Raw genomic sequence first — 12,444 nt, forward strand, 5'->3', positions numbered from 1 at the left:
AGCCTTCCAGCGCCGATGGTACTGCACTCGGGAGGGTGTGGGAGAGTAGGACGCCGCCGGACAACTTTTCAGTCGAGGGCCGCCCCGGGAGGGTCGGCCCTCGACTGCGTAGCGCCGTTTGAGGCGCAATCAGGAAGGATGTACCTGTGAGTTCAGAACCGCAGGGCGGAGACCGCTTCCGTCGCGACGACGACCGTCCGGGACGGGCCGCTGGCCCGCGCCGCGACGACCGCGCGCCCTACCGGGGTGACCGTGCCCCCCGGAGCGGCAGCGCAGACCGGGGCGGTTACGCCGGAGGCGGTCAGCGGGGCACCGGCCAGGGCGGCGACCGCGACGGTCGGACCGGCGGGCGCGACTGGAGCCCGCGCCGGGATGACACCCGTGGTGGTGACTTCCGCTCCGGACCCCGCCGAGAAGGCGGGTTCGGTGGGGATCGGGACAGTCGTGGCGGGGACCGTCAGGGCGGTTTCCGTTCGGGTCCGTCGCGTGAGGGCGGTTTCCGCTCGGGTCCGCGTGAGGGTGATGACCGTCGTCAGGGCGGGTTCCGTTCCGGTGACCGGGATGGTGGCTTCCGTTCCGGTCCCCGTGAGGGTGGTTACCGTTCGGACGCGCCGCGTGACGGTGGTTTCCGTGGCCGTGACGGTGGTCCGCGTGACGGTGGTTTCCGCTCGGGTCCGCGCGATGGTGATGACCGTCGTCAGGGTGGTTTCCGTTCCGGTCCCCGTGAGGGTGGTTTCCGTTCGGACGCGCCGCGTGACGGTGGTGTCCGTGGCCGTGACGGTGGTCCGCGTGAGGGTGGTTTCCGTTCCGGTCCGCGTGAGGGCGATGACCGTCGTCAGGGCGGTTTCCGTTCCGGTCCCCGTGAGGGTGGTTTCCGCCGGGACGGCGAGGACCGTGGTTCCCGTGGCCGTGAGGGTGGTCCGCGCGAAGGTGGATTCCGCTCGGGCGACCGGGATGGTGGGTTCCGTTCGGGTCCGTCGCGTGAGGGTGGTTTCCGTCGGGACGGGGATGACCGTCGTCAGGGCGGGTTCGGTGGGGATCGGGACAGTCGTGGCGGGGACCGTCAGGGCGGCTTCCGTTCGGGTCCGTCGCGCGAGGGTGGTTTCCGCTCGGGTCCGCGTGAGGGTGATGACCGTCGTCAGGGCGGGTTCCGTTCCGGTGATCGCGATGGCGGGTTCCGCCGCGATGGTGACGATCGTCGTCAGGGTGGTTTCCGTTCCGGTCCCCGTGAGGGTGGTTTCCGTTCGGACGCGCCGCGTGACGGTGGTGTCCGTGGCCGTGACGGTGGTCCGCGTGAGGGTGGTTTCCGTTCCGGTCCGCGTGAGGGCGATGACCGTCGTCAGGGCGGTTTCCGTTCCGGTCCCCGTGAGGGTGGTTTCCGCCGGGACGGCGAGGACCGTGGTTCCCGTGGCCGTGAGGGTGGTCCGCGCGAAGGTGGATTCCGCTCGGGCGACCGGGATGGTGGGTTCCGTTCGGGTCCGTCGCGTGAGGGTGGTTTCCGCCGGGACGGGGATGACCGTCGTCAGGGCGGCTTCCGCTCGGGTGACCGCGACGGTGGGTTCCGTTCCGGCCCTCGGGATGGTGGGTTCCGTTCGGGTCCGTCGCGTGAGGGTGGTTTCCGCCGGGACGGGGATGACCGTCGTCAGGGCGGCTTCCGCTCGGGTGACCGCGACGGTGGGTTCCGTTCCGGCCCTCGGGATGGTGGGTTCCGTTCGGGTCCGTCGCGTGAGGGTGGTTTCCGCCGGGACGGGGATGACCGTCGTCAGGGCGGCTTCCGCTCCGGTGACCGCGACGGTGGGTTCCGTCGCGACGGTGACGACCGCCGCTTCCGGGGCCGCGACGACGACCGGTCCGGCCGGCCGGACCGGGGCGACCGGGCACCGCACCCACAGAGAACTGAGGCAGCGGACGCGGCCCCGGTACTCGCGGACGACATCGTCGCCACCGATCTCGACACCGCCGTGCGCGCCGAACTGCTGTCGCTGGCGAAGCCGGTCGCGGAGACCGTCGCCCGGCACCTGGTCGCGACCGGGCAACTGATCGACGAGGACCCGGCCGAGGCGCTGGCGCACGCCCTCGCCGCCCGGCGGCTCGCCTCCCGGATCGCTGCGGTCCGCGAGGCGGTCGGGCTGGCGGCGTACCACGCCGGCGAGTGGCAGACCGCCATCGCCGAGCTGCGGACGTACCACCGGATGAGCGGGCAGCAGACCCACCTCGCGGTGCTCGCCGACTGCGAGCGGGCCCTGGGCCGCCCGGAGCGGGCCATCGACCTGTTCCGGGGGGCGGACCGGGAGACCCTCGACCAGGCGACCGCCATCGAGCTGCTGATCGTCGCGGCCGGGGCACGCGCGGACATGGGACAGGGCGACGCTGCGGTGGCCATGCTCCAGGTACGCGAACTCACCGGTGACGCCACCGAGCCGTGGGCCGCCCGACTGCGGTACGCCTACGCGGACGCGCTGCTCGCGGTGGGTCGGCGTGAGGAGGCGCGGGAGTGGTTCTCCCGGGCAGCCGACGTCGACGAGGCTGCGGAGACCGATGCCGCCGAGCGGATGCTCGAACTGGATGGTGTCGTCCTGGAGGGCGATGACGAGGAGGAGGGGGAGGAGTCGGCGGAACTGACCGACGACGAACCCGCCGTGACCGACGACGAGTCGACCGTGGCTCCCGTTGAGCCCACCGCCACGGCTACCGAGACCGAACCGGCTGACGCCGAGGCGGAGCAGGAGTCCGTTCCGGTGGAGCCGACGTCGGAGCGGCCCGCAGACGGGGAGTCGGCGCCGGTCGGCAACGACCGGTCGGAGTCGGACCAGCGGTGAGTGACACGGCACCGGGTGGGTTGGTCGAGCGGTACGACCTGGTCGTCTTCGACCTGGACGGCGTGATCTATCTGATCGACCAGCCCGTCCCCGGTGCGGTGGACGCGGTGAGCCGGCTGCACCAGCGGGGCCGGCGGATCGCGTTCGCCACGAACAACGCCTCCCGGCGGTCCGCCGAGGTGGCCGACCTGCTCACCGGGATGGGCGTACCGGCCACGTCCGACGAGGTGCTCACCTCGGCTGCTGCGGCGGCGGAGGTGCTGCGCGACCGGTTGCCGGCCGGTGCGGCCGTCCTCGTGGTGGGAGCCGAGGCGCTCCGCGCCGAGGTGCGGGCGGCCGGGTTGCGGCCGGTGGCCCGCGCCGACGAGGAACCGGCGGCGGTGGTCCAGGGGTACGGCCCACAGGTCGGCTGGGTGGACCTGGCGGAAGCCTCGCTGGCAGTCCGCGCCGGGGCGTACTGGGTGGCCACCAACACCGACCGGACGCTGCCCAGTGCGCGGGGACCACTACCCGGCAACGGCTCACTGGTCGCCGCGTTGGCCACCGCGTTGGGGCGGGATCCGGACCTGGTGGTCGGGAAGCCCCAGCCGGCGCTGTTCCGTACCGCCGCCCACCGCACCGGGGCGACCCGGCCACTGGTCGTCGGGGACCGGCTGGACACCGACATTGCCGGCGCGGTCGGGGCCGGCCTGGACAGTCTGCTGGTCCTCACCGGGGTCAGCAGTGTCGCCGACCTGCTCGCCGCACCGGCCACGATGCGCCCCACGTACGTCGCGTTCGACCTGGCAGGGCTGACCGACCCGGCGCAGGTGGTCGGCGTACCCGATGGGGCCCGTGCTGCCAACGGCGCCGCACCGACCGGTTGGACGATGGCCCGTGACGGCGCCGGGCTCCGGCTGGCCGGCGCGGGGGACCCGCTGGCGGCGCTCGCGCTCCTCTGCGACGCGGCCTGGTCGGCCGGGTCGGTGCCAACGGTGACGGCCGACTCGGCCGCTGCCCGGGAGGCACTGCACCGGTTGCGGCTGGCCGGCTGAGCGGGCTCTCCCGCTGTTGCCGGACGACCGGCTGACCGGGGGCTGCGCCCTACAGCAGCTTGCGGAGCTTCATCAGGTCGAGCGGGTTGGCCTTGATCGAGATGCGACGGGCGGCGAGTGCCCGGGCGACGTCCAGTTCCCCACGGGTCAGCGCGAGCAGATCGTCGCTGGAGATGTGCAGCGCGATCTTCGCTTTCGGGTCGTCGCCGTCGGCGAGGTCCACCAGCCGGCCACCTGTCAGCCGTCCGTGGAAGGCGGTGTCCAGGTCGGTGACGCGGCAGACGAGGGTCCGGTCCAGGTCGATCCGGTCGCGCACCCGGTCGGCGTCCTGGGCCATCCGGTCGGCGAGATCGTGCAACGCCTGCCGGCACTCGTCAACGCTGGCCACCATCGCCCCCTCTTCGAACACCACGTCCGTTTCCGGCACGGTACCTCACCGGGGCGTCGGGGGTGCCCGGTAGCGTGACAGTGCACATCCGCCCGCGAAAGGATTCCGGCATGCAGGACGCCTGGCGCGCCTACCTGGAGTTGGCCCTCGGCCTGACCGAGGCGCCACGGAAGAAGGCACAGACCGTCGCGCGGAGGCTGGTCGGCACCGGTGGTGCGACCGCGGCGCAGCTCCAGACACTGGTCGAGGAGATGGTCTCCACCGGTCTGGCCAACCGGGAGGCGCTAACCAAGATCGTTCGGTTCGAGGTCGACCGTGCCCTGGGCGCCGTGGGCCTGGCCACCGCGGACGAGGTGGCCGAGTTGACCGAGCGGGTCCGCCAGCTTGAGCGGGAGCTGCGCGAGGCGACGGCGGCGCGGCCCGGGGCGGGTGCCACCGCGCCGTCCACCGCCGTTGGTGCTGCTTCTGGTGCCGATGCCGGCCCGACCGGCGCTGTCGCCGGCAGGACTGTCGCGAAGAAGGCCGTGAAGAAGGCGGTTGCGAAGAAGGCGGTGAAGAAGGCCGTCGCGCCGGCTGACCGGTCCACGCCCGCCACGACTTCGGCGGCCGGGGTGGCCGGGGCGGGGCGTCCCGCCCCCGGTAAGCGGGTGGACGCGCGGAAGCTGCCCGTCCCGGCGGCCAAGAAGGCCGCCGACCGGAAGCGGCAGGCCGGTGGGGAAGGGGCCGAGTGACGGTCACCCCGGGCCCGTGGCGACCGGGACCGCCGCCCGGATCGCCCCGACCCGGTCCCCGGCCCGCGCCGCCCCGACCGGCCCCGGTCGACACCGGTACGGATGCGACCCATCCTGCGGTCGACGCCGCCCTCCAGGCGATCATCAATGCGGCCGACCTGTCCGCGGCGGATCAGATCGCGCACTACGAGGCGGCGTACCAGACGCTGCAGGAGACCCTCGCCACCATCGACCAGGCGTGAGCCCCCGTACCGAGAAGAGAACCGCCGCATGGCACGTCGTACCCGGTTGGATGCCGAACTCGTCCGCCGAGGTCTGGCCCGGTCGCGGGAGCAGGCCGCCGCTCTCGTCGAGGCCGGGCGGGTCCAGCTGCGCGGGGTGACGGCCCGCAAGCCGGCCGCGATGGTCGATCCCGCCGATCCGTTGCGGGTGGTGGGTGACGACCCGGGTACCGAGTACGTCTCCCGGGGCGGTCACAAGCTGGCCGGTGCCCTGGCGGCGTTCGGTGCGCGGGGTCTGCCGGTCACCGGGCGTCGCTGCCTGGATGCGGGCGCCTCCACCGGCGGGTTCACCGACGTGCTACTTCGCGCGGGCGCGGCGGAGGTGGTCGCCGTGGACGTCGGCTACGGGCAGCTCGCCTGGACGCTCCGTAACGACGAGCGGGTCCGGGTGTACGAGCGGACCAACGTCCGTACCCTCACCCCCGAGGCGATCGGTGGTCAGGTCGACCTGACCGTGGCGGACCTGTCGTTCATCTCGTTGCGGCTGGTGCTTCCGGCGCTGGCCGGTTGTACCCGGGCCGACGGTGACCTGGCACTGATGGTGAAGCCGCAGTTCGAAGTCGGTAAGGACCGGGTCGGTGCCGGTGGCGTGGTCCGTGATCCGGCGCTGCGTGCCGAGGCGGTGCTCGATGTCGCCGCCGCTGCCGCGCAGCTCAGCCTCGGGCTGGCCGGGGTCACCGCCAGTCCGCTGCCCGGGCCGAGCGGCAACGTGGAGTTCTTCGTGTGGTTGCGGCGGGGCGCGCCGGCAGCCGATCCGGAGCAGGTACGCGCGGTGGTCGCCGCCGGGCCGGCGTCCGGAGCTGCCGGCAGCACCGCCGTACCGGTCGAGGGGTGAGCGGATGGAGCCCCTTGCGGCTTGCGTGGTCCCGCCCGGAAGATGGTCCCGGTGAGCGCGAGGAGTGAGCGGAGCGAGCCCCGCAGTCGCGAACGGATGGCGGGCTGGTGAGCGCGAGGAGCGAGCCCCGCAGTCGCGAACCGGTGCCGGACCCGGTGGGCGCGGGTGGCGGTGGCCCGTCCGGTCGCACGGCACTGCTGGTCACCCATACCGGTAGGCGGCGCAGCACCGAGCACGCCCGCACCGTGGCCGCGGATCTGATCAGCGCCGGCTTCGAGGTGCGGGTTGTCGCCGAGGAGGCCGACGACCTGGATCTGCCGGGTGTGCTGCCGGTGACCGGCCCGGCTGCCGCGGAGGGTGTCGAGATCGTCTTCGCGCTCGGTGGGGACGGTACGTTCCTGCGTGCGGCGGAGCTCGCCCGGCCGGCGAAGGCGCCGCTGCTCGGGATCAACCTGGGCAAGGTGGGATTTCTGGCCGAGGCCGAGATAGACGATCTCGACCTGGCGGTGCGGGACGTGGTGAGCCGCAACTACACGGTCGATGAGCGGCTCACCCTGGACGTGCACGCCGAACTGGACGGCGGCCCGACGATCGAGTCCTGGGCCCTCAACGAGGTGACTGTCGAGAAGGGGGAGCGGGCGCAGATGCTCGAACTCCTGGTCGACGTGGATGGTCGGCCGCTGTCGCGGTACGGCTGTGACGGGGTCGTCTGCGCCACCCCCACCGGTTCGACGGCGTACGCCTTCTCCGCGGGTGGACCGGTGGTCTGGCCGGAGGTGGAGGCGCTGCTGCTGGTGCCGATCAGCGCGCACGCGCTGTTCAGCCGTCCACTGGTGACCGCGCCGACGTCCACCTTCTCGATCACCGTCGACCCGTTCACCACCCTGGCCGTGCTCACCTGCGACGGTCGGCGGGTGTGGGATCTGCCGCCCGGGGCCCGGGTGACCGTGCGTCGGGGTTCCCTGCCGGTACGGATCGTCCGACTCCAGGACCGGCCGTTCACCGACCGGCTGGTGGCGAAGTTCGGGCTGCCGGTGCACGGCTGGCGCGGCAACCGGCGCTGACCGGTACGGGGCGGGTTGACCGGGCCGGCGGGGCCGGTCGTTGTCCACAGCCGCCGGGCACCGGCTGGTCAACTGTCAGCCCTCGCTACTACTGTCGGTTGCTGTGCTGGAAGAGCTGCGCATCACGGGACTGGGCGTCATCGAGGACACCACGCTGCCGCTGACCGGCGGCATGAACGTCATCACCGGTGAGACCGGGGCGGGCAAGACCATGGTGGTGACCGGTCTGGGCCTGCTCTTCGGTGGTCGGGCCGACGCCGGCCGGGTCCGCGCCCAGCCGGGCCGGGCGGTGGTCGAGGGGCGGCTGCGGCTCGCCGAGCCCACCGCCACCGCCGTGCACACCCGGGTCACCGACGCCGGCGGGGAGCCGGACGAGGACGGCACGGTCCTGCTGAGCCGGACGGTCACCGTCGAGGGGCGGTCCCGGGCGCACGTGGGTGGGCGCAGCATGCCGGTCTCCATGCTCGCCGAGGTCGGTGAGCAGGTGGTGGCGGTGCACGGGCAGTCCGACCAACTCCGGCTGCTGCGGCCGGCGGAGCAGCGGGCCGCCCTGGACCGGTTCGCCGGTGCCGGCCACGAGAAGCTGCTGGCCGAGCTGCGTGAGGCGTACACCCGGTGGCGGCACATCTGTGACGACCTGGCCGACCGGCGGCGTAACGCCCGGGAACGCAACCAGGAGGCGGACCTGTTGCGGCTCGGGTTGGACGAGATCACCCGGGTCGATCCGCAGCCGGGTGAGGACGAGGAGCTGAAGGCTGAGGCGCAGCGGTTGGAACACGCCGAGGGGCTACGGGTCGCGGCGGGTACGGCGTACCAGTGCGTGGCGGGTGGCGCGGAGGCCGCCGACGACACCCCGGACGTGACCGCCCTGCTCGGGGTGGCCCGGCGGACGTTGGAGGCCCAGGCCGGGGTGGACCGTACCCTGGCCGACCTGGCGATCCGGCTGGAGGAGGCGGCCACCCTGGTCGGTGACGTGGCGGCGGAACTGTCGGGTTACCTGGCCGGCCTGGACGCGGACCCGGCCCGGTTGCAGTTCATCCACGAGCGTCGGGCGGCGCTGCGGGGACTGACCCGCAAGTATGCCGACGACGTCGACGGGGTGATCGTCTGGGCGGAGCGGGCCCGGGAGCGGTTGTCCGAACTGGACACCTCCGACGACCTGCTCGACGAACTCGACCGGGAGCGGCAGCGGCTGGCCGGCGAGGTGGCGGAGCTGGCCGCCCGGCTCTCCGCGGCACGTCGGGAGGCCGCCGCCCGGTTCGCCGAGCAGGTGACCGTGGAACTGGCCGGGCTGGCCATGCCGCACGCCCGGATCGAGGTCGCGGTGCTTCCCCGGCCGGTCGGCCGGAACGAGCCGTCGCTGCTGGTGGACGGGGCCGAGGTGGGCGTGGGGCCGGACGGTGCCGACGAGGTGGAGTTACGCCTGCTGGCGCACCCGGGGGCCCCGTCGCTGCCGTTGCAGCGGGGCGCGTCGGGCGGTGAGCTGTCCCGGGTGATGCTCGCCATCGAAGTGGTCTTCGCCGGTTCCGGCGGTCCGCCGACCCTGGTCTTCGACGAGGTGGACGCCGGGGTGGGCGGGCAGGCCGCGGTGGAGATCGGGCGCCGGCTGGCCCGGCTGGCCCGTAGTCACCAGGTGCTGGTGGTGACCCACCTGCCCCAGGTCGCGGCGTTCGCCGACCGGCATCTGGTGGTGGCGAAGGACACCGGGGGCGCGGTCACCACCAGCGGTGTGCGGGTGGTCGAGGACACCGAGCGGGCCCGTGAGCTGGCCCGGATGCTCGCCGGTTTGCCGGACTCGGATCTGGGTATTGCGCACGCGGAGGAACTCCTGGCGGTGGCGGCCAGGGCGAGGCGACCGTGACCGGGGCTGTGTGAGCGTGCCCACACCAGGGGGCGCCATGGTGTGCTTCCCTGGGAGGGCGGCCCTGCTCAGGCATGTCGCGACAGAAAACCCTGCCCTCACATGCCAGGATGGTCACGATGCGTCTACCCACGTTGCGCCGGACCCGGAGCGCGGAACCGGGCAAAGTCGTCGGCACCGCCCGCCTGGACCGCCGGACCAAGCGGCTGGTCGGTCGACTGCGGCCCGGCGACATCGCCGTGATCGACCATGTCGACCTGGACCGGGTCGCCGCCGACTCGCTGGTCGCGGTGGGGGTGGCCGCGGTCCTGAACGCCAAACCGTCGGTCTCTGGGCGTTACCCGAACCTCGGGCCGGAGGTGCTGGTCAACGCGGGTATCCCGTTGCTGGACGATCTCGGGGAGAGCGTCTTCCAGCAGATCCACGAGGGCGACGTGGTGCGGATCGAGGGCAACACCGTCTTCGTCGGCGACGAACCGGTCGCGCACGGTGCGCTCCAGGACGCCGAGACCGTGGCCAAGGCGATGGCGGACGCCCGCGAGGGCCTCTCCGTGCAGCTGGAGGCGTTCGCCGCCAACACCATGGAGTACCTCAAGCAGGAGCGTGACCTGCTTCTCGACGGGGTGGGCGTACCGGACATCGAGACCCAGGTCACCGGACGGCACTGCCTGATCGTGGTCCGGGGCTACGACTACAAGGCCGACCTGGACGTGCTGCGGCCGTACATCCGGGAGTTCAAGCCGGTGCTGATCGGGGTGGACGGCGGCGCCGACGCCCTGGTCGAGGCGGGTTACACCCCTGACATGATCATCGGGGACATGGACTCGGTCACCGACGACGTGCTGCGCTGCGGTGCCGAGGTGATCGTGCATGCCTACCCGGACGGCCGGGCGCCCGGGCTGGCCCGGGTCAACGGGCTGGGGGTGCGCGCGCAGACCTTCCCGGCCGCCGCGACCAGCGAGGACCTGGCCATGCTGCTGGCCGACGAGAAGGGCGCCTCGCTGATCGTCGCGGTCGGCACCCACGCCACCCTGGTCGAGTTCCTGGACAAGGGGCGCGGCGGGATGGCCTCGACGTTCCTGACCCGGCTGAAGGTCGGTGGCAAGCTGGTCGACGCCAAGGGGGTCAGCCGGCTCTACCGGCAGAGCATCTCCGGCTCGTCGCTGCTGCTGCTGGTGCTGTCGGCGGTGGCGGCGATGGCTTCGGCCGTGGCCGTCTCCACCGTGGGGAAGGCGTATTTAGGCGTGGTCTCCGAGTGGTGGAACAATCTGGTGTTCCAACTGGGACAGCTCTTCTAAAAACCCGGTCTGCCCGGCACCGACCCGATCCGGCCGGGCCCCACTGATCCTGAGGCGGTAAGGGTGATCAATTTCCGTTACCACGTGGTGTCCCTCACCGCGGTGTTCCTCGCGTTGGCGATCGGCCTGGTGGTCGGGACGGCGGCACTCAACGGGCCGGTCGCCGACTCGCTACGGGACAACGTCAACGCGTTACGCAAGGACAACCAGCAGATGCGGCAGACGGTCAACAGCCTGGAGGAGGAGCTCCGGCTGGAGGAGGACTTCGCCGCCGAGGTGGCCAAGGTGATGCTGCCCGGGAAGCTGACCGGCAAGCGGGTGCTGGTAATCAGCCTGCCCAGCGGGCGGGACCACACCAAGGGGGTCACCGAGATGCTCGAGCTGGCCGGCGCCACCATCACCGGCCAGCTCGACATCCAGGACAAGTTCATCAACCCGGACAACAACACCACGCTGATGGAGTTGGCGGTCACCGCCGCCCGACCGACGGCGCCGACCACCGGCCTGCCCGGCAACGGGCACGGTGCGGAGACCTCCAGCGCCCTGCTGGCCAGTGTCCTGCTGGACCGGGCGACGGGCGGTACGCCGGTCACCGAGGCGGACCGGCGGGCGGTGCTCGCGTCGTACACCAACGGGGGGTATCTCACCACCGCCGAACAGGTCACCTCGTCGGCCGAGGCCGTCGTGGTGGTCAGTGGCCAGCCGTACGTCGACAAGGACGCCACCAAGAAGGACGAGACGGTGGTGAAGCTGGTCGAGCAGTTCGACCGGACCGGGTTGCTGGTCGTCGCGGGCATCGGCTCGGCCGACGGCAACGTGGTGGCCCAGGTGCGTACCGACCCGGTGCTTGCCCAGACCATCTCCACCGTCGACAACGCCAACACCGTCCAGGGGCAGTTGGTCACCACGCTGAGCCTGGTGGAGCAGGTCACCGCGAAGAAGGTCGGCCAGTACGGGCTGGGCGCCGGGACCTCCCTGATGCCCCCGCCGGCCTCCTGACGCCCGAGAGTGACCGGCGGCAGGACTGGCGGGGGCTGCGGCGCGCCCTGGCACGTCGGCTGGCGGCGTTGTCGTCGTCGGCCATGCAACACCGGCATGACCTCCTCCGCCGCCTCGCCACCCTCGGCCAGAACCCGCCTCGCCTCCACCGCCCTGCTGCCGGTCGCTCTAAACTGCCCCGGTGACCGAATCCTCCCGCCACCCGTGCCCCCCGATGTCTCCCGGCATCGTCCGTCCCGCCCGGATCGGGGTGCCGGCGTGACCGCCCGGCGGATCGCCGGCCGGTTGCTGGCGGTCGGTGCGGGCGTCGTGGTGGGCCGGGCCGCGCTGCGGGCCATCGCCACCCGCCCCGCCGGTGCCACCCTGGAGCGCACCAACTTCCGCGGCCGGACGGTGACCCTCGCCGCCGGTCCGGCCCTGGCCGCCGGTGCCGCCGTGGCCGGGGCGCTCGGTGCGCCGAGCCGTCCGGTGGCCGGCGCGACCCTGGTCGCCGGCCTCTCCGCCGGGGCGGTCGGGCTCTACGACGACGTGGTCGGTGCCCGGCCCGACCAGAAGGCGGCCAAGGGCTTCGCCGGTCACCTCGGCGCCCTGCGCGAAGGACGGGTCACCAGCGGCCTGGTCAAGATCGCCGGGGTTGGCGTGGCCGGGCTCGGTGCCGCCGCGCTGCTCGCCGCCGACCCCACCGTGGCCGGTCACCGGCGCCGCCGCCGGCAGGGCCGGGTCGGCCGTACCGTCGACGTCCTGCTCGGCGCCGGGGTGATCGCCGGTACCGCGAACCTGCTCAACCTGCTCGACCTGCGCCCCGGTCGGGCCCTGAAATCGGGGCTGCTGCTCGCCGCGCCGCTGACCGGCGGGGTGCACGGCGGGGTCGCCGCCGGTGCCGCCGGTGCCGCCGCCGGGCTGCTCCCCGCCGACCTCGACGAGCGGGTCATGCTCGGTGACTCCGGCGCCAACGCCCTCGGCGCCCAGCTCGGCGTGGCCCTGGCCGCCCGCAGCGGGCCGGTCGGCCGGGCCGTGCTGCTCGCCGCCCTCGCCGCGCTCACCGCCGCCAGCGAGAAGGTCAGCTTCACCAAAGTCATCGCGAACACCCCGGTGCTGCGGGAACTCGACGCGCTGGGCCGGCGACCCGCCTGA

The 12,444-nt window shown here is 72.9% G+C and carries 12 protein-coding genes; 10 read left to right on the plus strand and 2 right to left on the minus strand.

All coding sequences use genetic code 11. From position 1 onward, the window contains the following. Positions 1 to 152: 152 nt before the first annotated feature. Positions 153 to 2,018 carry a hypothetical protein gene (locus tag V6U90_RS26335; protein WP_334442051.1) on the minus strand — a complete coding sequence of 622 codons (1,866 nt, stop codon included), beginning with the start codon at positions 2,016 to 2,018 and terminating at the stop codon, positions 153 to 155. On the opposite strand from V6U90_RS26335, the gene V6U90_RS26340 reads away from it, so the two are divergent. Further along, the gene (locus V6U90_RS26340; protein WP_334442054.1) at positions 1,962 to 2,819 is read left to right on the plus strand and encodes a tetratricopeptide repeat protein; all 858 of its coding nucleotides are present in this window, start codon (positions 1,962 to 1,964) and stop codon (positions 2,817 to 2,819) included. The two genes, V6U90_RS26335 and V6U90_RS26340, sit on opposite strands and share 57 nt — an antisense overlap. Beyond that, entirely contained in the window at positions 2,816 to 3,853 is a 1,038-nt protein-coding gene (locus V6U90_RS26345; protein WP_334442056.1) for an HAD-IIA family hydrolase, read from the plus strand. The genes V6U90_RS26340 and V6U90_RS26345 overlap by 4 nt, the downstream gene beginning before the upstream one ends. 49 nt (positions 3,854 to 3,902) lie before the next feature. Here the strand turns inward: V6U90_RS26345 and V6U90_RS26350 are convergent, their stop codons facing one another. Next, positions 3,903 to 4,241, minus strand: a complete 339-nt coding sequence (locus tag V6U90_RS26350; protein WP_334442113.1) for an SCP2 sterol-binding domain-containing protein — start codon at positions 4,239 to 4,241, stop codon at positions 3,903 to 3,905. Positions 4,242 to 4,351: 110 nt separating this feature from the next. On the opposite strand from V6U90_RS26350, the gene V6U90_RS26355 reads away from it, so the two are divergent. The 8 genes from V6U90_RS26355 to V6U90_RS26390 all read left to right on the plus strand — a co-directional run bounded on the left by V6U90_RS26355 (position 4,352) and on the right by V6U90_RS26390 (position 12,444). Beyond that, positions 4,352 to 4,972 carry a phasin family protein gene (locus V6U90_RS26355; RefSeq protein ID WP_334442058.1) on the plus strand — a complete coding sequence of 207 codons (621 nt, stop codon included), beginning with the start codon at positions 4,352 to 4,354 and terminating at the stop codon, positions 4,970 to 4,972. Then, positions 4,969 to 5,214, plus strand: coding sequence for a hypothetical protein (locus V6U90_RS26360; protein ID WP_334442061.1), 246 nt, complete (start codon positions 4,969 to 4,971; stop codon positions 5,212 to 5,214). The genes V6U90_RS26355 and V6U90_RS26360 overlap by 4 nt, the downstream gene beginning before the upstream one ends. A 28-nt stretch (positions 5,215 to 5,242) precedes the next feature. Further along, positions 5,243 to 6,088 (plus strand): TlyA family RNA methyltransferase, encoded by an 846-nt coding sequence (locus V6U90_RS26365; protein ID WP_334442063.1) that lies wholly within the window; start codon positions 5,243 to 5,245, stop codon positions 6,086 to 6,088. A gap of 155 nt (positions 6,089 to 6,243) precedes the next feature. Further along, positions 6,244 to 7,152 carry an NAD kinase gene (locus V6U90_RS26370; RefSeq protein ID WP_334442115.1) on the plus strand — a complete coding sequence of 303 codons (909 nt, stop codon included), beginning with the start codon at positions 6,244 to 6,246 and terminating at the stop codon, positions 7,150 to 7,152. A 103-nt stretch (positions 7,153 to 7,255) separates the two neighbouring features. After that, complete coding sequence (gene recN, locus V6U90_RS26375) at positions 7,256 to 9,013, plus strand: DNA repair protein RecN (RefSeq protein ID WP_334442066.1); 1,758 nt, start codon at positions 7,256 to 7,258, stop codon at positions 9,011 to 9,013. A 119-nt stretch (positions 9,014 to 9,132) separates the two neighbouring features. Continuing rightward, positions 9,133 to 10,311, plus strand: coding sequence for a putative cytokinetic ring protein SteA (gene steA / locus V6U90_RS26380; protein WP_334442068.1), 1,179 nt, complete (start codon positions 9,133 to 9,135; stop codon positions 10,309 to 10,311). A 63-nt stretch (positions 10,312 to 10,374) separates the two neighbouring features. Then, positions 10,375 to 11,310, plus strand: coding sequence for a copper transporter (locus V6U90_RS26385; RefSeq protein WP_334442070.1), 936 nt, complete (start codon positions 10,375 to 10,377; stop codon positions 11,308 to 11,310). A gap of 258 nt (positions 11,311 to 11,568) precedes the next feature. Then, positions 11,569 to 12,444 (plus strand): hypothetical protein, encoded by an 876-nt coding sequence (locus V6U90_RS26390; RefSeq protein ID WP_334442074.1) that lies wholly within the window; start codon positions 11,569 to 11,571, stop codon positions 12,442 to 12,444.

The sequence above is a fragment of the Micromonospora sp. CPCC 206060 genome, assembly GCF_036906895.1.
Lineage (GTDB): Bacteria > Actinomycetota > Actinomycetes > Mycobacteriales > Micromonosporaceae > Micromonospora.